This is a genomic window from Methanimicrococcus hongohii, assembly GCF_032594095.1.
Taxonomy (GTDB): Archaea; Halobacteriota; Methanosarcinia; order Methanosarcinales; family Methanosarcinaceae; genus Methanimicrococcus; species Methanimicrococcus hongohii.
The window spans coordinates 2,020,757-2,042,130 of record NZ_CP131059.1; the positions used below are offsets into that span (position 1 = coordinate 2,020,757).

General features: G+C 43.4%; 21 protein-coding genes. 16 read left to right on the plus strand and 5 right to left on the minus strand.

Features of this window, described 5'->3' with window-relative positions:
• Window positions 1-44 precede the first annotated feature (44 nt).
• Window positions 45-497 carry a hypothetical protein gene (locus MmiHf6_RS09275; RefSeq protein ID WP_316557508.1) on the plus strand — a complete coding sequence of 151 codons (453 nt, stop codon included), beginning with the start codon at window positions 45-47 and terminating at the stop codon, window positions 495-497.
• A 66-nt stretch (window positions 498-563) separates the two neighbouring features.
• Here MmiHf6_RS09275 and MmiHf6_RS09280 read toward each other — a convergent pair whose 3' ends face one another.
• Window positions 564-1,871, minus strand: a complete 1,308-nt coding sequence (locus MmiHf6_RS09280; RefSeq protein WP_316557509.1) for an AAA family ATPase — start codon at window positions 1,869-1,871, stop codon at window positions 564-566.
• Window positions 1,872-2,233: 362 nt separating this feature from the next.
• On the opposite strand from MmiHf6_RS09280, the gene MmiHf6_RS09285 reads away from it, so the two are divergent.
• Entirely contained in the window at window positions 2,234-3,415 is a 1,182-nt protein-coding gene (locus MmiHf6_RS09285; RefSeq protein ID WP_316557510.1) for an ATP-binding protein, read from the plus strand.
• A gap of 354 nt (window positions 3,416-3,769) precedes the next feature.
• The gene (purC, locus tag MmiHf6_RS09290) at window positions 3,770-4,492 is read left to right on the plus strand and encodes a phosphoribosylaminoimidazolesuccinocarboxamide synthase (RefSeq protein ID WP_316557511.1); all 723 of its coding nucleotides are present in this window, start codon (window positions 3,770-3,772) and stop codon (window positions 4,490-4,492) included.
• Between the two features lie 82 nt (window positions 4,493-4,574).
• On the opposite strand, the gene MmiHf6_RS09295 is transcribed toward purC, so the two are convergent.
• Together MmiHf6_RS09295 and MmiHf6_RS09300 are read right to left on the minus strand one after the other, a co-directional pair.
• Window positions 4,575-4,796, minus strand: a complete 222-nt coding sequence (locus MmiHf6_RS09295; RefSeq protein ID WP_316557512.1) for a hypothetical protein — start codon at window positions 4,794-4,796, stop codon at window positions 4,575-4,577.
• Window positions 4,797-4,857: 61 nt separating this feature from the next.
• Complete coding sequence (locus MmiHf6_RS09300; protein ID WP_316557513.1) at window positions 4,858-6,471, minus strand: phytoene desaturase family protein; 1,614 nt, start codon at window positions 6,469-6,471, stop codon at window positions 4,858-4,860.
• A 415-nt stretch (window positions 6,472-6,886) separates the two neighbouring features.
• On the opposite strand from MmiHf6_RS09300, the gene dapA reads away from it, so the two are divergent.
• The 6 genes from dapA to fic all read left to right on the plus strand — a co-directional run bounded on the left by dapA (window position 6,887) and on the right by fic (window position 12,805).
• Complete coding sequence (dapA, locus tag MmiHf6_RS09305; RefSeq protein WP_316557514.1) at window positions 6,887-7,771, plus strand: 4-hydroxy-tetrahydrodipicolinate synthase; 885 nt, start codon at window positions 6,887-6,889, stop codon at window positions 7,769-7,771.
• Entirely contained in the window at window positions 7,768-8,580 is an 813-nt protein-coding gene (gene dapB, locus MmiHf6_RS09310; protein ID WP_316557515.1) for a 4-hydroxy-tetrahydrodipicolinate reductase, read from the plus strand. Before dapA ends, dapB begins: the two co-directional genes overlap by 4 nt.
• Window positions 8,581-8,784: 204 nt before the next feature.
• On the plus strand, window positions 8,785-9,810 hold the full coding sequence (gene pheA / locus MmiHf6_RS09315) for a prephenate dehydratase (protein ID WP_316557516.1): 1,026 nt from the start codon (window positions 8,785-8,787) through the stop codon (window positions 9,808-9,810).
• A gap of 216 nt (window positions 9,811-10,026) precedes the next feature.
• Complete coding sequence (locus MmiHf6_RS09320; protein ID WP_420891305.1) at window positions 10,027-11,280, plus strand: phosphoglycerate kinase; 1,254 nt, start codon at window positions 10,027-10,029, stop codon at window positions 11,278-11,280.
• Window positions 11,281-11,481: 201 nt separating this feature from the next.
• Window positions 11,482-12,084 (plus strand): TIGR00296 family protein, encoded by a 603-nt coding sequence (locus tag MmiHf6_RS09325; RefSeq protein WP_316557517.1) that lies wholly within the window; start codon window positions 11,482-11,484, stop codon window positions 12,082-12,084.
• A 112-nt stretch (window positions 12,085-12,196) separates the two neighbouring features.
• Entirely contained in the window at window positions 12,197-12,805 is a 609-nt protein-coding gene (gene fic, locus MmiHf6_RS09330; RefSeq protein ID WP_316557518.1) for a protein adenylyltransferase Fic, read from the plus strand.
• Between the two features lie 223 nt (window positions 12,806-13,028).
• On the opposite strand, the gene MmiHf6_RS09335 is transcribed toward fic, so the two are convergent.
• Window positions 13,029-13,445 (minus strand): acyl-CoA thioesterase, encoded by a 417-nt coding sequence (locus tag MmiHf6_RS09335; RefSeq protein ID WP_316557519.1) that lies wholly within the window; start codon window positions 13,443-13,445, stop codon window positions 13,029-13,031.
• Window positions 13,446-13,739: 294 nt separating this feature from the next.
• On the opposite strand from MmiHf6_RS09335, the gene MmiHf6_RS09340 reads away from it, so the two are divergent.
• The 7 genes from MmiHf6_RS09340 to MmiHf6_RS09370 all read left to right on the plus strand — a co-directional run bounded on the left by MmiHf6_RS09340 (window position 13,740) and on the right by MmiHf6_RS09370 (window position 20,621).
• Window positions 13,740-15,218, plus strand: a complete 1,479-nt coding sequence (locus MmiHf6_RS09340; RefSeq protein ID WP_420891328.1) for a 2-isopropylmalate synthase — start codon at window positions 13,740-13,742, stop codon at window positions 15,216-15,218.
• Between the two features lie 465 nt (window positions 15,219-15,683).
• Window positions 15,684-17,396 carry an acetolactate synthase large subunit gene (locus tag MmiHf6_RS09345; protein ID WP_316557520.1) on the plus strand — a complete coding sequence of 571 codons (1,713 nt, stop codon included), beginning with the start codon at window positions 15,684-15,686 and terminating at the stop codon, window positions 17,394-17,396.
• 1 nt (window position 17,397) lies between these two features.
• Window positions 17,398-17,907 (plus strand): acetolactate synthase small subunit, encoded by a 510-nt coding sequence (gene ilvN / locus MmiHf6_RS09350; protein WP_316557521.1) that lies wholly within the window; start codon window positions 17,398-17,400, stop codon window positions 17,905-17,907.
• Window positions 17,908-18,077: 170 nt separating this feature from the next.
• On the plus strand, window positions 18,078-19,085 hold the full coding sequence (gene ilvC, locus MmiHf6_RS09355; RefSeq protein ID WP_316557522.1) for a ketol-acid reductoisomerase: 1,008 nt from the start codon (window positions 18,078-18,080) through the stop codon (window positions 19,083-19,085).
• A gap of 377 nt (window positions 19,086-19,462) precedes the next feature.
• A complete protein-coding gene (locus MmiHf6_RS09360; RefSeq protein WP_316557523.1) occupies window positions 19,463-19,786 on the plus strand; it encodes a hypothetical protein in 324 nt (107 codons plus the stop codon).
• A 76-nt stretch (window positions 19,787-19,862) separates the two neighbouring features.
• Window positions 19,863-20,294 carry a pyridoxamine 5'-phosphate oxidase family protein gene (locus MmiHf6_RS09365; protein ID WP_316557524.1) on the plus strand — a complete coding sequence of 144 codons (432 nt, stop codon included), beginning with the start codon at window positions 19,863-19,865 and terminating at the stop codon, window positions 20,292-20,294.
• 39 nt (window positions 20,295-20,333) lie between these two features.
• Window positions 20,334-20,621, plus strand: coding sequence for a zinc ribbon domain-containing protein (locus MmiHf6_RS09370; protein ID WP_316557525.1), 288 nt, complete (start codon window positions 20,334-20,336; stop codon window positions 20,619-20,621).
• Window positions 20,622-20,740: 119 nt separating this feature from the next.
• On the opposite strand, the gene MmiHf6_RS09375 is transcribed toward MmiHf6_RS09370, so the two are convergent.
• On the minus strand, window positions 20,741-21,292 hold the full coding sequence (locus MmiHf6_RS09375) for a zinc-ribbon domain-containing protein (protein WP_316557526.1): 552 nt from the start codon (window positions 21,290-21,292) through the stop codon (window positions 20,741-20,743).
• Window positions 21,293-21,374: the final 82 nt, after the last annotated feature.

Sequence of the window (21,374 nt, forward strand, 5' to 3'; positions counted from 1 at the left end):
CCCCAGTTTAAATAAATTTTGTTCTTAAATTGTGTTCTTAAATTTTGCTCATGGCCGACCTTCGGTCGGCCTCTCACAAAATTTCATCGGGCAGCGGGAGGGCGGTGTTTGTAAAAAATCGCTTCGCGATTTTTCAGGCTTTGCCGGTTTGCAGTTGGAGTGTGGTGTTTGTTTGCAGTTGGAGTGAGGTGTTTGTTTGCAGTTGGAGTGAGGTGTTTGTTTGCAGTTGGAGGGAGGTGTTTGTTTGCAGTTGGAGTGAGGTGTTTGTTTGCAGTTGGAGTGAGGTGTTTGTTTGCAGTTGGAGGGAGGTGTTTGTTTGCAGTTGGAGGGCGGTGTTTGTTTGCAGTTGGAGGGCGGTGTTTATTGAAAAATCGCTGCGCGATTTTTCGCCGCATCCCTGCTGCCGCGTCCGCGCGCGAGCCGCACAGCTTTTGAAAAAATTCGAAAAAAGGCATTCGGATTTGAAAAATCTATCAAATAAAGGGGTGGCAAAATGAAAACAAATAAAATCGAAAAAAGCGTTCGGGTTTTAACAAAAATAAAAAAGAAAATAAGTGACAGGTTTATTCTTCAATAAACGCCGTCATTTTTAAGCCGGATCTTCTGTCAAAGGACTTGACAGCCTTATCCAAATCTTCCTGGACCAATTCGTATCTGTTGTCCAAAAGCGCCGTCAAAACAGCTTCGCGAATCACCATTCTCAAATCCGATCCGGTGTAGTCTTCCGTCTTTTTCGCAATGGCTGCCGTGTCGACATTGCCTTCGATTTTTCTTAAAATCGTATCCAGAATCTCTTTTCTCATATCAAGCGTCGGGCGCTCAAAGTCAACGATTTCATCAAAACGGCGCCAAACGGCTTCGTCAAGTTTCTTTGTGTGGTTTGTTGCCGCAATGAGCAAAACACCGTCTTCAACAAGGCTTGTGTTGTCGATTGCTTTCAAAAGCGTATTGACCGCCTGTTTGATTGCGGCATGTTCGTCGTTTGCGGTTCTGGATGTTGCGATGAAGTCGAATTCATCAATAAACATAATACAGGGATCGAATTTCTTGGCGAGCGCAAAAACGCGGTCAATATTTTTCGACGTTTCACCGAGATACTGATCGGTAATCATTGAAAGATGAACTTCCACGATCGGAATCGACAATTTCTTGGAAAGCGCGCGGGCAAAAGAAGTTTTTCCCGTTCCAGGCGGGCCGACGAAAAGAACTTTTCCGATATCGTAAAGGCCGATGTTTCTGAAATGCTCCTTATTCTTAATCGCCAATTCGATTTTCTGAAGTTCGTTTTTCTGGCGCTCCGTTAAAATCAGCTCGTCCATAGATTCACGAACTTCTTCAGGCGCTTTGATATAAGCAAGTTTCAGCCATTCGCGGCCGTTTCCTTTGCCTTCCGAAAGTTCTTCGATAATAGATTCGATCCATTCTCGAGAAGCTTCTTTGGGCGGGTTTTTGGAAGCCACCTCTTCATAACTGATATTGCCGTCCTTTTCTTCAGAAACGCTGCTGTAATAATAAGCCAAAACAGGATTTTCTAAAATTCTGTCACGCGCGCCTTCTTGTTTTTTAAACCATTCAGCAGCGGCATCCAAACTGCCGGCCGTGATGCGAACACTTCCTGTGTACGCGTCAACAACCGCGTAAGCAAAAGGCTTGCCGTTGATTTTGAGCGCGCCTTCAACATCGTCAATACCGAACATATTTTTAATCATCGTTTTGCCGGGTTTGATCGGTTTAGCCACGTTTCTGGTTTTTGAATCCCAAAGAGGGCGACGAATTTTGGACGGAATGTCGTTGACAATTAAGTCGTCCTGTTCATTGTAAATTTCAGCAGTTAAAAGCAGTTCAACAACATCTAAAGTTTCGGAAGTCATTTTATCAGTTCCTTTTGTTTTTCAGCGCAATCGAAATCAATTGCTTATTTATTGAAATTTTGAAATTTGTGAATTGTTAATTCTTGAATTTTGAAGTTACTGATTACATCCTTCATAATGATAAAATTTTTCATTTTATTTTTTAACTTGTCAATGTAATTTGACTGTCTTGTTGGTGTCGGCAGAAATATCCCATTCTTAATGACTACTTTGTCCCATTCATAATGATTAACTTGTCCCATTTGTAATAGTTAACTTGTCCCATTTGTAATGGGAGGTTTTATATTTCTTGAAATGTATTTCTTTTTATGTTGCTTCAGAGTCAAATCAGTGAAGTTTTAGATTCTCAAAAGGAGTTGTTTTTGGAGCAGGATTACGGCTTGCTTCGCGAGTCTTTGGATGAGGTTCCGAAATCTTCTTCTCATGCTGTTGTTATCACGGGAATCCGCAGATGCGGCAAAAGCACGCTTCTGCTCCAAATTTTCAATCAAAAATCTCAGTCTTCCGCCGATGAGATTCTTTACCTTCATTTCGAGGATATTCGGCTTGCCGGGTTTGAAACTTCTGATTTGACGCGTTTGGATGCTGAAATCAAAAGGCGAAAACCGAAAGTTTTATTTTTTGATGAAATCCAATTCGTTTCCGGCTGGGAGCTCTTTGTCAGCCAGTTGTTGAAAGAAAAATATTCTGTTTACATTACGGGCTCAAATGCATCTCTTTTAAGCCGCGAGCTCGGCACGCATCTGACGGGCCGCCACCGCTCTTTTGAACTCTTCACTTTCTCTTATTCCGAATTTTTGGAAATTTCGGAACTTGAATCCGGAAGTGATTCTCTGCTGACTTATTTGAATTCCGGCGGTTTTCCGGCTTACATTTCTGAAACTCATGCTTCACGAGCAGGACAGTTAAACGCTTTAGCCGATGACATTTTGATTCGTGATATTGCTGTTCGCCATTCTCTTAAAGATGTTTCTTCGCTCAGGCAGCTGGCGGTTTATTTGATGTCAAATATCGGAAATACGGTTTCCGCCAACAAACTTGCGGGCAGTTTCGGAATCAAATCGGGAACGACAATTTTGGATTATTTTTCTTATTTGAACGATTCTTATTTGTTTGAATTTTTGCCGCAGTTCAGCTGGTCAGCTCGTGCTCAAGCTCAAAATCCCAAGAAAATCTATACAATTGATAACGGTTTCATTGATGAGGTTTCTTCTTCATTTACGGAGAATAGCGGCCATAAGCTGGAAAATGCTGTTTATTTGCATCTGAGGCGCCAAAACAAATACGGGGCGGAATTATTTTATTTTAAAGAAAAAGGAGAATGTGACTTTGTCGTTTTTGATAAAGGAAAAGCAAAACAGGTTGTTCAATCCTGTTTTGAATTGAACAGTTTAAATCTTGAGCGCGAGATTGCAGGAGTCGCGGAAGCCGCTTCGTTTTTCAAATTAAATGAAGGAATCATTGTTACATTTGATCAAAGAGATGTCATTGAAAAAGAAGGTATTCGGATTGAAGTTGTTCCGGCATATGATTTTTTCAAATAATTTTTAGGTAATGTTTGTTTTTATTTTTTGTTTGTTTTTTTGTTTTTATTTTTATGTTTTTATTTTTTGTTTTTATTTTTATGTTTCTTATTTTTATTTTACTTTTAATCATGTTTCGATTCTTTTTAATTGATTTTTTCGTTTTTATTTTTTTCAATCTCTTGCTCTCAAAATGAACAATCTTTTGCTTTTCCAAACGCTTTAAATATATTCATTATTTAAACAATGTTTTTAATCTTGATAATTTTGATAATTTTGATAATTTTGAAAATCTTGAATTATAGCGGATTATTTTATTGAAATGATATTTATTCAAACCATATTTTCCATGTTTTATTGAAACGGTGATTTGACATGTCTGAAATTCAAAAACTTGAACCGATTTATTCCGGCAAAGCCAAGACGATTTACACAACGAATGACTCTTCTAAATATATCGCGGAATTCCGTGACAGTTTAACGGCTTTTAACGGCGATAAAAAAAGCGAAGCGCCCAAGAAAGGATATTACAATGCTCAGATTTCGCGCAAAATCTTTGAAATGCTCGAAGAAAACGGAATCAAAACGCATTACAAAGGCATGGCGTCTGATGTTGACATGATTGTGGATATCGTTGAAATCATCAAACTTGAAGTGATTGTCAGAAACATCGCGGCCGGCTCGATTACAAAGAAATATCCGATGCCCGCCGGAAAGGTTTTTGAAAAACCGATCGTTGTCTTTGATTTCAAGAGCGACGAATATCAGGACCCGATGATCAATGAAGATATCGCATACGCGCTCGGCGTTGCAACGTATGAAGAAATGGCGTACCTGAAAGAAGCCGCAATCAAAATCAACAGCATTTTAGTTCCGTATTTCGACAAAAACGGCTACCTCTTGCCCGATTTCAAATTAGAATTCGGTCGCGTCAACGGCGAAATCGTTCTCGCCGATGAAATTTCATGCGATACCTGTCGTATTTGGGACAAAGTCACTAAAGAATCTTTTGACAAAGACATTTTCAGATTTGACAAAGGCGATTTAACAAAAGCTTATGAAACAGTCGCCGGAAAACTCGTTCCCGAGATTTTCTGATTTTTTCATTTTTCATTTCTTTTTTTCATTTTATTTCTTTTTTCATTTTTTTAAAATTTTCTTCTCTTTTCTTTTTTATTTTTCAATCCCTGCCTCCCGTTTTATTCTCTTTTTGAAAATTGGAGCGGTTCGCGCGCGGCGGGCAGCTGCTGCGGCTGCCGACAGCGGCAGTTGCAGGCAGCGCAGCACGGTTGCGAAATGTGAACGAATTAATTACGATTAAAATGAGCAGATGCAAGCGGGAAGATTGGGTCGCTGCTTCGCACCGCCCGGAAAACAGAAACCGCCCCGCAAGCGGAAACACAACCCGCACAAAAAGAAAAACAAAGAATGAATGAAAATTATAAAAAAGAAATGAAAGAGAATTATTTCGGAATCGGCGGCAAATAATCTCTTTTGAAATTGTATCCTTTGAAATCGTTTTGTCTTTTCAGTTTGCCGTCTTCGTGAAGTTTTCCGAGCAATTCAACAACAGAATAAGCGGCGCGCGTAACGCCCATGCTTCTTTTATCTGTGTCGGTTCCCGCGATGTAAAGATTTTCAATCGGCGAGCGGATATCGGCAAATTCGCCGCGAACGGTTATTGCCGCCTTTTCGGGAACAGTGATTTGATCGTGGCGCATCACGGTGTGTTTTTCAATATTCGGCATGATTTCAAAAAGCTGATTGTAAGCGTCATCCACCTTTGCTTTGACATCTTTTTGCTGCGGAATGAACGCGAATCCGACAGACTGACAGCCGACAGGCGCCAAATTCGGATCGTAATTGCTGATTGCGCCGCCCCAGTAGGGCATTTCTTTGTACCAGACTTCGGAGCCGACATAATCGAATTCGGGACACATTTCATCCAATCCGATCCAAATGCTTAAGCTGACAGTGTGATCGATTCCTTTCAACTGATTGACATATTCGGCAGGCAATTCCATCATTTGCGGCAAAGCGCTTGCAAATCCGGTGTGAATGATTAAGTCGGCGTAATATTCGCCGTCTGCTGTTTCAACGCCGATTGCTTTGTCTTTTCCGGAATCCGCGTCAAATTCGGTCAAAATCTTTTGAACGCGCGCTTCCGTTTGAATTTCGGCAAGCGCGGGCATAGAGCGAAGCGTACAATCGGTGACAGCCTGAACGCCGCCGATCGGATAACCTTGAGTTGAAAAACCGCCTTTATGCGTCAGCGTTTTCTTAAACGCGGCAAAAACGGAATCATTATTTTCGGCAGGTTGTGCAACTTTTTTGGATTTCTTCTTTTTGCCGCCTTTCTTTTCACTGTTTTTCTCATTGCTTTTTCCGTTCTTTTCAGCGTTCATCTCATTATTCTTGCCGTTTTCATCTTTTTTGCCGTTTTCATCCTTTTTGTCGGCTTTGCCTTTGACGATTGCTTTGTACTCTTCAGGCGTCAGCTTGTTTTTTTCTTTGGCAACGCCCGCGCCTGCCGCCATTCTTTGAACAGACGTTTCTTTCATGCCGCGGCCAGACATGAACATGGAAAACGTGTTGGCAAAGCCGAGCGTTTCGGGACCCAGTCCTTCGGGCAGGCAGTCGTAAACGGAACGTTTTGAAAAGTCTTCGCCGCGGCTGACTTTAAGCATGACCGAGCCGATCGTTTTGGCAAGTTTCATACGGTCTTTTGCCGGCAGATAATCAAAAAGAAGAAAATCGCGGACATTTGTCGGGCAGCGGACAAGTGACGCGTCCGGCGTTCGAATGTAATAATTGCCGTACGGCTTAAACTCGGGAACGACATCGTAATACTGATTCATCAGAAGCGGCAGCGGTCCGGGTCCGCGAAGCGCCGTAATCGCATGCGGTCCCGTGTCAACCGTAAAGCCGTCCACTTGATAGCTGCGGCAGTTGCCGCCGACAACTTCATCTTTTTCAAGCACAAGAACACGATTGCCGTGTTTTGAAAGCGTCAGCGCCGACATCAAACCGCTGATGCCGCCGCCGATAACAATAACGTCATAATCCTCTTTTTGCATAATGGTACATCCGATTTTATGACATTTGTAAATTCGTCAAAGAATAAAAAAGTAACAGTTTGGCTGTTTTGTTTTTTATTTTGTTTTGTTTCATTTTGTTTTTCATTTGTTTTTTGACGGGTGCCGCCGCGCGCGAGCCGCCTCATTTTTATAATTTTTCAATCTCGCTCATCGTTTCCCATTTTTCATTTTCATGAACTGTCGTCGTATTTTCATCAAATATTCTTCAGATTCTGCACGGTTTTTTTCAATCAAGCAATAATTTTAATTACTTCTATACTTAATTTTTGATTCAGCGATTTTATAATTGATAATTATCAAAATTCAAAGTCGCTTCAAAAAGACGCCCTTATTCCTCATCGGGCGCGTTTTTTAATCATTTCAAATTTCAAGTTATTGCAGGTTGGTGCAGAATATGAGTCAAAAGTTTAGGGGCGTTATCCCGGCGCTCATTACGCCGTTCACGGCGGATAATCACATTGATGTTGACGGATTCAGAAGAAATATCGAATTCACGATTCAAGGCGGCGTCAGCGCGATTGTTCCGTGCGGCACAACAGGCGAGTCCGCGACAATGTCAGCGGCAGAACACATGCAAGTCACAGATATCGCGGTCGAAGCGTCTTCCGTTCCCGTCATTGCCGGAACAGGATCGAACAACACCGCAGAAGCGATCGAATTTACCAAACACGCGGCCGATGCAGGCGCCGCGGCTGTTCTTGTCATCACGCCTTACTACAACAAACCGACCCAAAGCGGGTTAAAAGCTCATTTTGAAAAAATCGCCGACTCCGTCGACGTTCCCATGATTCTTTACAACGTTCCGTCACGAACAGGCGTTGACATGAGCATCCCGACGATTGCGGAACTCGCAAAACATCCCAACATTGTCGGCATCAAAGAAGCGACCGGCGATATGGGAAAAGCAACCGAAATTATCAGCAAAACAAGAGATGAGGACTTTGCTTTGCTCTCCGGCGATGATGTCGCAACTCTTCCGCTGCTCTCCATCGGCGCAACCGGTGTCATTTCCGTTCTCGCAAATATTCTGCCGAGTAAAATGGCGCAAATGGTTGCCGCGTATGAGGCCGGAAACCTGTCCGCTGCCATGCAGATCCACTACGAGCTTGCACCGCTTATGAAAGCGCTGTTTATTGAAACCAACCCGGCGCCGATCAAAACCGCTGCAGGTCTTGCAGGTCACGCCGCAGGTCCGCTGAGACTGCCGCTTGTGCCGCTCCAGCCGCTCAACTTGGAAGTTCTGACAAACGAGCTCAAGAAGTCAGGGGTGTTAAAGTGAGCGAAGTAAAAGCCGTCAGAGCCGCCGTTATCGGCGCATGCGGGCGCATGGGCTCCCTGATCATCCGGCGCATCAACGCAACGGAAGGCATTGAACTCTCCGCTGCATTCGACGTCGCTTTTGTCGGCGAAGATATCGGCGATCTCATTCGAATCGGAAAAATGGGAATTCCTGTGTCCGATTCCAAAGATTTAAAATCTGTTTTGAAAGACTCAAAAACGGATGTCGTCATCGACTTTACGATTGCAGCGGCAACGGCTGTCAACGCTCCCGCCGCCGCCGAAGCAGGCGTCAATTTAATCATCGGCACGACCGGAATCAGCCCCGAGCAGCGCGCCGCAATCGATGAAGCAATTGTTCAAAACGATATCGCTGCCGTCATTTCAACCAATTATTCAATCGGCGTCAATGTTTTCTTCAAATTGCTTGAAGAAGCGGCTCAATATTTAAGAGACGACTACGATATCGAAATCATTGAAGCGCACCACAATCAAAAGAAAGACGCACCGAGCGGAACAGCAATGACTGCCGCTGAAATTCTCAGCGACGCGCTCGGCGGAAAAGACCTCGTCTTCGGCAGAGAAGGCATCTGCCCGCGCGGAAAAGAGATCGGCGTTCATGCCGTTCGCGGCGGCGACATTATTGGTGATCACACCGTCATGTTCATCGGCAATTCCGAGCGCATCGAGCTCAGACACCAGGCGCACACGCGTGAAATCTTCGTCGGCGGCGCCGTTTTGGCTGCCAAATGGATTTGCTCTCAGGAAAAAGGAAAAGTTTATGCCATGGCAGACGTTTTGGATCTCTGATCCTGTTTGCCTGTCACTGATTTTTCAGAATTCACACCGTTCATAAAAACAGAAGTGTAAAACAAAAGCATTTGTTTTTAACCTTTTATTTCTTTTTTATTTTCAAATACATTTATCTGAAACATTATTGTTAAAATTAATATTCAAAATTCATTAATTAATATTCAAAAATAAATCCAAAAAACAAAAACAAGTGTCTGAATCATGAAAGTTTCGATTCTCGGCCCGGCGGGCTCATACTCGGAAATTGCGGCGCGTACCTTTTTTGAAACGGTATACGGCTGCGGAATACCCACATTTTTATTTTGCTCATCTATTGAAAACACGGCGCTGCGTCTTTTTGACCCCGATGAAAACGGAAATACATCGGACTGCGCCGTCATCCCGATCGAAAATTCAATCGAAGGCGCCGTCGGCGTCAGCATGGATCTGCTTTTGGAAAAAGACGTTTCAATCGTCGCGGAATTAGTTCTTCCTGTCAATCATTGCCTTCTCGTGTCCGAAAAAACAGCTCAAACACCGGGATTTTCGCCCGAAATAATCGACGTGATTTATTCGCATCCGCAAGGGCTGTATCAGTGCAGAACATACATTCAAAAACATTTGAAGAACGCTTCCTTCATCGAAGTGGACAGCACATCCAAAGCCGCAATGCGCATCGCTGAAATGGGTGCGGAAGAGGAAGGTGGACCGGCAAACGCAGGCGGGCCGACAGACGCTAAGATTCGAGCGGCAATCGCGTCCGCCGAAGCCGGCAAAACATACGGTTTAAAAGTCGCTGATTGTCAGATTCAAGATCATCTCAACAATTCAACGCGTTTTCTGATATTGATTCGATCAAAAACTTTACAATTTTTAAAAGAACGTGCTTTTCATTCACACGCTTTTGATTCGAACGTTCACATCCTGCCTGAAAATTTGTCTCAGACCGGAAGCGGCAGCGTTTTTTACAAGACATCCGTTATCGTGTCCCCGCTTCAAGACAAGCCGGGAGCGCTTTTTCATATCTTGGAAGTGTTTTCCGATTACAGCATTAATCTGACGCGCATTGAATCCAGACCGTCCAAAAAGTCACTCGGCGAATACAATTTCTACATTGATTTTGAAGGCGCCCCGTCGAATCAAAATGTCGCCGACGCTTTGAAGCTGGTTGAAAAGCGGTGTTTGCGCTTGAAAATCCTCGGGACTTACGGGCGGATTTTGACAGGAGACGGCGGGCTTAAACAATAATTTTAAACGACCTTAAACGGTTAAACAAACGGTTAAACAAACGGTTAAACAATAACCTTAATAATCATTGTGTGAATGATTAAGATTGGAAAATGTGTTTGAAATCCCTTTCAAACAAATGAAATTGTATAATTGTATCCAACTGCATATTCAATGTATTCAATTGCACATTCCGCTTTTTGAATATGTTGATGAATTACAGAGACGGCGAGAGGTTTGACGTTGACAAAAGATTTCTTTACGATTGATGATTTTGATATTTCGGGAAAAACTGTTCTTTTAAGAGTCGATTTTAACGCGCCGATGGGTCCTGACGGCAGAATCTTAGATGATTCCCGTATCAAAAGCCACATCCGAACGATCAATGACTTGAAAGACGCGAAAGTTATTCTTTTGGCGCACCAGAGCCGCCCCGGGAAATCAGATTTCATGACCATGCAGTCTCACGCAAAGGTTTTATCTCAGCTGATCGGAAGAGAAGTCCGCTACGTTGACGACATTTTCGGCTCTTACGCGCGGTCATGCATTTCCGCGATGGAGCCCGGAGACATTATTTTACTTGAAAATGTCCGATTCTTTTCCGAAGAATCTCTCGAACTTTCCGCCGACGAACACGCTGATTCTTATTTTGTTAAAAAACTTTTGCCTTATATCGATTATTTCTTCAATGACGCTTTTGCCGTTTCCCACCGCTCGCACTTGTCCGTTGTCGGATTCACGCGCGACATTCCGTGCGGCGCCGGCAGGATCATGGAGTCCGAAATTCTCAGCCTTGACCGCGGTTTGGACGGCGAGCGCCCCTGCGTTTACGCTCTCGGCGGCGCGAAAGTAGATGACTCGCTGCGCGTTGCGAACAACGTTCTTTCCAAAGGCAGCGCCGACATTGTTTTGTTCAGCGGCATTGTCGGAAATGTCGTTCTCGCGGCAGCCGGCTTCAACATCGGTCAAATCAATATGGATTTGATTGAAAAATTAGGTTACGCGTCTTACATTCCGCCGGTTCGAAATATGCTTAAGGAATTCGGCGACAAAATCCGCTATCCGGTCGATGTTGCGCTCAATATTGACGGAAAACGCGTGGAAGCAAACATCAAAGAAATGGGGAAATCTCAATATCCGGCAAACGATATCGGTCTTGAAACCATTGTTTCTTACACTTCTATTCTTGAATCAGCAGGAACCGTCATTTTAAACGGTCCCGCAGGCGTTTCCGAAAATCCTGATTTTGCGGTGGGAACGCATGAAATTATCCGCGCCGCGACAAACGCGAAGTTTTCAATCATCGGCGGCGGCCACATTTCCGCCGAAGTCCACCGTCTCGGAATGGACACGCAGTTTTCGCACATCAGCACGGGCGGCGGCGCTTGCATTGAATATTTGTCGGGAACAGAACTTCCGGGCATCAAAGTGCTCAGAGAAGCGGCAGCGCGCAGACGCGGAATCGATTCCGGTGAATCTGATTTGCAATAATTTTTTAGATCTTTTTAAAATCTAAATTTTTTTAAATAATTTAACTAAATCAATTATTTAATAATTAATTTCTAAAAATTCTAAGTAATTTTAATATAATTAATTTCTAAAAATTCTAATAATTTTAATAATCAATTATCTATTTAATTCAAAATAATTCTGATAATCAATTCTATTGATTGTAATTTTACGGGTGAAAAAATGTCTAAAAATATTCTTCATAAAAGCGAAGGCGTTCTCGCCGTCAAAACAGCCCGAAAGGCAATTGAAAATGTTTTGGACGGCAAAGAGCCCGAAGATGATTTGCCTTCTCTTCCCGTCATTTTTTCGGAAAAGCGCGGCGCTTTTGTCACGCTTGAAAAAGACGGCGATCTTCGCGGCTGTATCGGCTATCCTTATCCTGTTTTGCCGCTCAAAGAAGTTTTGGTTAAATCGGCGGTTGCCGCGGCTTTTGAGGATCCGCGCTTTTTCCCGATTGAGAAAAAAGACTTTTTGAAAACAACGGTTGAAGTGACAACTCTGACGCTTCCCGAACCTGTTGAAGGCGCTTTTACGACTTACGCCAATCAAATCAAAATCGGAACGCACGGTTTAATGGCTGAATACGGCGACCATCGCGGTTTGCTTCTGCCGCAAGTGGCGTCAGATCAAGGCTGGGACGCGATTGAATTCCTCTGCCAGACTTGCGTCAAAGCAGGCATGACGCCGATGATGTGGAAATACGGCGCGAAAATTTATCGTTTTGAAGGTCAGATTTATCGCGAGACCGAGCCGAACGGTGGAATTGTTGAAGGCGAAGAATAATTTTGAATTTTTGAAATAAATACAAAATTATTGATAACATTAAATTTCGATTTATTTTTCTCTTCTCATTTTTGCTGAAAAAGTATTTGAAAATATAATCGGAGTCAACTGAATGACAATTCTAAAAAATAAACTCGGAATTAAATATCAGGCGGAATTGAATCGAGAAGAGGAACGAATCAGTAAAATAAATGCAAAACGACTTTTTGACAGCGGCGACATCTCCGGTATTGAAGTCGGAACTTTTAAAGGGCTCAAACAGGTTCACAATTATTTATTCGGGGATATTTACGAATTTGCAGGCACTCTTCGCGATGTCAATATTTCAAAAGGAAATTTCAGATTTGCGCCGCTGATGTATTTGGAACAATCTTTAGAATTTATTGATAAAATGCCGCAAAATACGTTTGACGAAATTATTGAAAAATACGTTGAAATGAATATTGCACATCCGTTTCGTGAAGGAAATGGAAGAGCAACACGTATTTGGCTGGATCTGATCTTGAAAAAAGAACTCGGGAAAGTTATTGATTGGAATAATGTTGACAAGAATGACTATCTTTCAGCAATGGAACGGAGCCCCGTCAAAGATATTGAAATTAAAGTGCTGTTAAAAAACGCCTTAACCGATAAAATAAACGAGCGTGAATTGTTTATGAAAGGTATAGATGCGAGTTATTTTTATGAGGGGTATTCTGAATTTAAGACTGAGGAATTGTAATGCATGAATTAATTAAGATTTAACAAATTTCAATCCGTTTTCAATTTTAATTTCTCTTTTTATTTCTTAAACATTCTTACGATGTCAATATCTTTTTTCTAAATCACTACGCACTGCGTAGCGAATTGGCAATTCGGCACACACTGCGTGCAGAATCAAATTTTTATTCACCGTTTTTGAAAAATTAGAATAATCGTTTTTAATTTTTAAGTTATTTTTAAATTCAATCCTTCGCCAATCCTTCCGGAACCATATGTTCCATTAATTTCGCTTTTTTATCTTCCGGAATCGGCGTTGTTACGCCGGCTTTAAAATCATAATGGACGACAACAGCTCTTCCGTATGTGCAAAGACGTCCTTCCTGCCACGCTTCATGATAAACCGTAAAGGATTTCGTGCCGATCTTTTCAATATATGAGCGAAGCTCGACATCGAATTCAAAAAACAGTTCGCCGACAAAATTAAAATCGGTATGCGCCATAATCAGCGGCCAAACATCATGAGATAAATTCAAATTCGGTTCAAAAATGCGGAAAAACGGGTTTCTTGCCATCTCAAACCAGCGCGCGAGGACTGTGTTGTTGATATGGCCGAGACCGTCCACTTCTCCGAAACTGGGAGTAACCGTTGCAGTAAACATGTTTCTTTCTAATTTCATAGAATATATTTAAATGTATCACCATTTATCACCGAAACGGGTTTTATTAATATTTCATATCTTATTGACTGCATCGGGTTTTATTGTTGTTCTTCATGCGGTTTATTATCATGATAAACAATGACAGATGTATGAAAACATATTTAAAAGATAAACGAATTTTCAATCTTATTCGGTAACCGTATTGATTTTTAATCGAACAGATTTCAAACGATTTAATCAAGCGGGTGCCGCCCGAATTCATTATAAAAAGAGGGGATTATATTATTCGAAAATCTGCGTTTCCTTGATACAACGCTTCGTGACGGTGAACAAACTCCGGGCGTAGCGTTAAGTACAGATGATAAACTGAAAATAGCGACAGCTTTGGATGAGCTCGGCCTTCACATTATTGAAGCGGGATCCGCAGTGACATCCGAAGGAGAGCGCGCCGCCATCAAAGCGGTTGCCGGTCTGGGTCTCAATGCCGAAATCTGCAGCTACTGCAGAATGCGCACATCAGACATTGACCTGGCTCTTGAATGCGATGTCGATTCCGTTCACCTTGTCGTTCCGTCTTCCAATCTTCATATTGAAACAAAATTGAAGAAAGATATCGGCATTAAAAAGGACAGAGAAGAAGTTCTTTCAATGGCGGGCGAAGTTGCGGAATACGCCAAGTCTCACGGTCTGATCGTTGAATTCAGCGCCGAAGACGCATCTCGTGCTGATTTTAAGTTTTTGAAAGAGCTTTATGCAAGCGGTGTCGCGCACGGTGCGGACCGCCTCTGCTACTGTGACACAGTCGGCATGCTCACGCCGGAGCGGACTTTTAATATCTTCTCCGAGCTTGCTTTTGTAACAGGCGCGCCTGTCAGCATCCACTGTCACAACGATTTCGGCTTGGCAACGGCCAATACGGTTGCAGCGCTCCGAGCGGGTGCAGCCGAAGCTCACTTGACAATTAACGGCATTGGCGAGCGCAGCGGAAATGCGGCGCTTGAAGAAGTAGTCGTTCAGCTGGAGCATCTTTACGGCATCGACACAGGCATCAAAACCGAAAACTTGTACAAAGTTTCCAGATTGGTCAGCCGATTGACAAACATTCCGGTCGCACCGAACAAAGCGCTTGTCGGCGGCAATTCATTTACGCATGAAGCCGGCATTCACGTCCACGACCTTGTCAAGAATACGGCTTCTTACGAGCCGATCGAGCCTGAATTTGTCGGCAGGACCCGCCGCGTCGTTCTAGGAAAACATGCGGGCGCCAGTTCGATTGAGCTTGCGCTGACGGAACTTCAGTTAGACGCTAACGAGGCGCAGAAACAGGAAATTTTTAAGCGCGTCAAAGAAATGGGAGACAAAGGTCTTCACGTGACTGACGCCGATTTACAAACGATTGCCGAATCCGTTTTGGAAATCCACTGCGAGCCGACTGTTAAATTAAAGTCGTTCTCGGCAGTTTCGGGACGGCCTTCCATTCCGATGGCTTCCGTTATTTTGGAAGTCAACGGCAAAGAAGAAGTTTGTGTTGACACAGGCGACGGTCCGGTCGATGCGGCAATTCGTGCCATTCAGCGCGCGGTTGCGTCTGTCGGTGATATTGTTTTAGAAGAATATCACGTCGATGCAATTACGGGCGGAACGGATGCTTTGGTTGAAGTCACGGTGAAGATGTCCAAGGACGGCAAAACAATTACCGCCCGCGGTGCCCGAACCGACATCATTGAAGCATCGGTTGAAGCGGTTATTAACGGCATGAACCGGCTCGTTTGAGTCAAAGTAATGGTCGTTTTAAGCGCGGATTTGTTTGATGATAAAGTTTTCCGCTTCTTTTGAAGCGGTTTTACTTTTAATTCACAACGCTTTTTTGATTGATTTCAAATCGAATTCAAGTGATTAAAATCTGAAAATTAAATCAGAAATAAATCTGAAAAATCAGAAAGCGATTTAATCCGAATTCAATGAACTCAAAATCAAAAAAGTTCACTTTTCCGCGTTTCTAAAACAATCATTAAATAACATGCCTTAATATTCAGTTCGAAAAATAATCCGTTCCGATTTTGTTTAAATCGGGGTCGGGGGATTTGAAAGACGCAATAATATATGAAAAGATGAAACAACGGTTTTAATGAAACCAATCTTTAAGATAAAAATCTTATAAAAGATACTAAAAATCTTATAAAGATATCAAAAGATACAGGCCTCTTTGGCCGTAAACAATTAGGAGATGCTGTTTTAATGACAAAAAATTCTGCGGAGCAGATGAACGGCGCAAAAGCGTTCATCGAATCTCTCAAAAAGGAAGGCGTGGACACCATATTCGGATATCCGGGCGGTGTTTTACTCCACATCTACGATGAGATTTACAAAAGTGACTTGCGCCACATCCTTGTTCGTCATGAACAGGCGGCAGCGCACGCTGCTGACGGTTATGCCCGCGCAACAGGTAAAACAGGCGTCTGTCTCGCAACATCCGGGCCGGGCGCCACGAATTTGGTTACCGGTATTGCCACCGCTCACATGGATTCCGTTCCGATGGTCGCATTCACCGGACAAGTGACAAGCACGTTAATCGGAAATGACGCGTTCCAAGAAGCCAACATCACAGGCATTACGCTTCCGATTACAAAACACAATTATCTCGTTCAGAAAGCGGAAGATATTCCAAAAAGCGTCAAAGAAGCTTTCTATATTGCATCCACCGGTCGTCCCGGACCCGTTCTGGTTGACATTACAAAAGATGCAACAATCAGCGAATTCAAATTCTCTTATCCCGATAAGGTCGAGCTGCGCAGTTACAAACCGACCGTGAAAGGCAACATCCAGCAGATCAAAAAAGCGGCGGCAATGATTGCGGCTGCCAAGAAGCCGGTCATCTACGCAGGCGGCGGCGTTGTTTCATCAAATGCGTCTTCTGAGTTGTACAAGCTTGCGGAACTCATCCAAGCGCCTGTCACGACAACGCTCATGGGAATGGGCGCTTTTCCGATGGACCATCCGCTCTTTATCGGCATGCCCGGCATGCACGGCACAAAATACGCCAACTTCAGCATTCAGGATTCCGACTTGCTTATCGCTGTCGGCGCCCGCTTCGATGACCGCGTGACCAGCAAGATTTCATCTTTCGCTTCCGGCGCGAAAATCATTCATATCGATGTCGATCCCGCTGAAATTTCAAAGAATGTGGCGGTCGATTTGCCGATTGTCGGCGACGCCAAAGCCGTTTTGGAAGATTTGGTCCCGGCAACGGCTGAAAAAATCGTCTCGGGCAAGACGTCCGATTGGCTCAAGCGTGTCAATCAATGGAAAAAAGAATATCCGCTCGGATACATTGACGACGGTTCCACGATCAAGCCGCAGTTCGTGATTGAAACGCTTTGCGAAATCGCTCCGGACGCGATTGTCGCAACCGAAGTCGGACAGCATCAGATGTGGACGGCCCAGTATTTCAATTTTAAACAGCCGCGCAAACTTATCACATCCGGCGGTCTCGGCACGATGGGCTACGGTCTTCCGGCCGCAATGGGCGCCAAAGTCGGCTGCCCCGACCAAATCGTTTTCGATGTTGCCGGCGACGGGTCTTTCCAAATGAATTCTCAAGAGCTTGCGACATTGGTTGCCAATGACATTCCGGTGATTTCCGTGATTTTAAACAACGGATATTTGGGAATGGTTCGCCAGTGGCAGGAACTCTTCTACGATTGCCATTATTCGCACACCGATATCATCGACAGCGTTGACTTTGTCAAATTGGCGGAAGCGTACGGCGCACTCGGTATTCGCGTTGAGAAGAAGTCCGAACTCAAAGAAGCAGTTCAAACGGCGATTAAATCCGGTCGTCCGACTGTGATTGATGTCCGCGTTGACCGCGGTGAAAATGTGTTCCCGATGGTTCCGGCAGGTGCATCCATTAATGAATTGATTGATGAAAGAAAATACGGAGGCATCTGAAATGACTGAAATGCAATCTCACACGCTTTCCATATTGGTTGAGAACAATTCCGGTGTTTTGACGCGTGTTGCCGCGCTTTTTGCGCGCCGCGGCTACAACATTGACAGTTTGGCTGTCGGGGAAACGGAAGATCCCGAAGTTTCGAGAATCACGATTGTCGTGAACGGTGACGACGCCGTTATTGAACAGGTGATCAAGCAGCTTTACAAGTTGATTGAAGTCATTAAAGTGATTGACTTAAGCAAGGAAGAATATGTTGACCGCGAACTTGCGCTTATCAAAGTTGCCGCGACATCCGAAACCCGCGCCGATATTTTGCAAATCGTTGAAATTTTCCGCGCGAAAGTCGTTGATGTCGGATCGAACACGATGATGATTGAAATCACCGGCGGCAGCGAGAAGATTTCCGCGATTGAAAAATTGCTTCGCCCGTTCGGCATTAAAGAAATGGTGCGTACCGGAAAAGTCGGTCTTTTAAGAGGTCCCAAGGACGTTTCAAAGGAAAAATAATCATGTCGGAAAAATGAATCGAAAACTTAATGAGTTTTCATCATTTTTCTGTTTATCTTTATTTTTTAAGATTAATTTTTAAAATCAGTTTTTTAAGATTAATTTTTGAAATTAATTTTTTGATTTTCAATTTATTATTTATTTAATTATTCACTCACAGGAGTCATAAAATGGCACAGATGTATTATGATAAAGATGCAGATTTGAATGTATTGAAAGGAAAAACGATTGCCGTTATCGGCTACGGCAGTCAGGGTCATGCTCAGGCATTGAATTTGAAGGATTCCGGTCTTGACGTAGTCATCGGTCTTCGAAAAGGCGGCAAAAGCTGGAAAAAGGCCGAAGCAGACGGCATGAAAGTCATGGAAGTTCCGGACGCCGTTAAATCAGCGGATGTCGTTCACATTTTGGCGCCGGATGAAGCGCAGTCCAAGCTTTATTATTCCGAAATCGAGCCGAATCTGAAACAGGGCGCAGCGCTTTCTTTTTCTCACGGCTTTAACATTCACTACAACCAGATTGTTCCGCGCGACGATTTGGATGTCTTTTTGGTGGCTCCGAAAAGCCCCGGTCATATTGTCAGAAGAACGTTTTCAGAAGGCATCGGTGTTCCCGGGTTGATCGGCGTTTATCAGGACAAGAGCGGCAACGCTAAATCAATCGGACTTGCATTCGCAAAAGGCGTCGGCTGTACGCGCGCCGGCGTTTATGAAACTTCTTTCAGAGAAGAAACCGAAACCGATTTGTTCGGTGAACAGGTGGATTTGTGCGGCGGCGTTGCCAGTTTGATGAAGGCGGCTTTTGACATTTTGGTGGAAGCCGGCTACCAGCCCGAAATGGCTTATTTTGAAACTGTTCACGAAGTCAAACTTATTGTTGACCTCATTCACGAAGGCGGTCTTGAAAAGATGTGGTTCTCCGTTTCAAACACGGCGGAATACGGCGGCATGACGGTCGGCCCGCGCGTGATCAACGCGGAATCTGAAGACGCGATGTACGACGCGCTTGCCCGTATTCAAAACGGCGAGTTTGCCAAGGAATTCATTCTTGAAGGTATGCTCAACCATCCGGTTTTGAAAGCAATGGAGCGTCACGAAAGCGAACTTGAAATCGAAATCGTCGGAAAAGAGATTCGCTCCAAGATCCCGTGGCTGAACAAAGGAATCGACGACGACTGATTTTTCAGTCGTTTTTTCCTTTTCCTTTTTCTTTTTTTCGTTCGGCGCGTCGCGCGCGAGCCGCTTCATTTTTCTTTTTGTTTTTTAGATTTCGCCTGTCATTTTTATTTTGTTTTTCATCGAAACCCAAACCATCCAATTTTCAAAGATGGTGAACCTGAACGCCCGATAAAATCCAATATCTAAAAATAGTTTTCATTGAAAAATTGGCGTTCCGTTTTTGAAAATTTTGATAAAGAAGATGTTTCAATCAATTAGATTGAATAAAAGTTTAAAAACCGCCCCTGCAAGTTGAGTTTCCGAGCGCAGCGAGGAAACGAGACTTGGCGGATTCTTCCCGTGCGAAATGAAAAATTTAAAACATTCTGCTTTTTCAGTTGCATTCGGCTCCTGCAAAGTGCTGTCTTGTGACTGTCTTTTGTTGTCAGCTTCCGGCTGAGCCTGCAAGTCTGCAACTGTCTTTAATGCTGCTGCCTTCAGGTTTGCGTTTGCCGTATGTATCTGCTCATTTTAATCGTAATCCGAACGCAATCGCAAACAGTGCCGCTGCTACCACAGGTTTGCGCTTGCCGCTCTGCCGCCACGCCGCCGCAGCTGTCCGCCTCGCGCGAACCGCCTCATTTTTCATTTTGTTTTTAAAATTCGCCTGTCGTTTTTATTTTGTTTTTCATCCCGTTTTTTGTTTTTTCATTCTCCGTTGAATACTTTCACCGTATTCTGAATCTTTATCTGTCTCAAATGCCTTTTCTTTTTGCTCATTCGAGCAGGATGATTTTAATGGAATATTTACCGGACTACACGCGTATTTTAAAGCAGGGCGGAATTATCGCTTTGGCAACTTCCGTCAACGACAAACCGAATGTTCGAATCGTCAATTATTGCTGTGATGAAACGAATCCTTCCGTTCTTTATTTTGCAACAGGGTTTGACAGCGGTAAAATTTCTGAACTTGAAGAAAACGAGTCGGCGGCTTTTACAACGATTCCGAAATCTCACGACGATACGCCGCACGTCCGCGCTTACAATGCGTCCGTTTGCAAAAGTGAACTCTTTTTAAACGATGTCAAAGATTTGTTTTTGGCGCATTCGCCGGGACTTGCCGAAACATTTGAAATGATCGGCGATTCATTGTCTGTTTATGAAATCCACGTCAAAGACGCCGACGTTATTGTCGATATGCTTGAAATCGGTAAAGTTTCATTTAATTGAATTTTAAATATTTTCAAAAAAATCAAGGAGTAATAAATTATGGAAAACAGTGAATTACCCGAAAACACAACATTTTGTCAGTGCTGCGCCATGCCGATGGAAGAAGGAAGCGAATTGAAAGGAACAGAAGCCGACGGCAGCGCCAGCGAAGATTACTGCGTTTACTGTTACAAAGACGGCGCTTTTACCGCACCCGACGCGACAATGGAAGAAATGATCGAATTCTGCGTTCCGCATATGGTTTCGTCAAATGAAGGAATGACCGAAGAAACCGCCCGCGAAATGATGCAAAAATATTTCCCCGAATTGAAGCGCTGGAAAAAATAAGTTTTAAAATCAAATGAAAGGAAATGATTGAATCTTTGTTCCGTTTTTTCCTTTCATTTTTCTCTTTATTTTACTCTTTTCATTTTCTCTTCTTTCATTTTCTCTTTCATTTTGTTCCATCAGAATGCAAACAATGCAACACCTGTAATTATGAAGAAGAACATGATAATCAAAAAGGCAATCAACAGCCAGATGATAATCGGGAGCAGCAGGAAAATAATAATTTCCCAGAAAGTCGGCTCTTTGTAAGGTAATTCTCCTTTATTGACTTTATCGGCATCAGTGTACGCGTCATACATATTCCAAAGCCAAATCGCAAGTCCCGGTATTATCAAAAAAAGCGTTCCGAGCGGAACACCGATCATGAAAGCAATGCCTTTCCAAAAGTTTCCGTTGTAAACTTGACCGAGACCGGGAATGAAAAATGATAAAATAATTGCAAAAAATGTATTCTTTTCTTTTGGCGCTGTTCTCGGAATATCCTCCTCAAAAACCTGTTCGGCATAAGCGGTTTCTCCCGTGTATGTTTCTTCGAATTGTTCTGCATTTCTGTCAGACTGTTGCGTATTTTCAGTTCGTTCTTGCCTTTTAACAGGCGTGCCGCAGCTTGAGCAGACAATCGCATATTCTTTTAATTGCTCTCCGCAATTGGTACAATATTTTTGTGCCATTCTTTCCCTCTTCTTATTTGATCAAATATTTTCTAATCCTGTAACCCTTATCGTTTATTTATTATTCAAACTTATAAATATC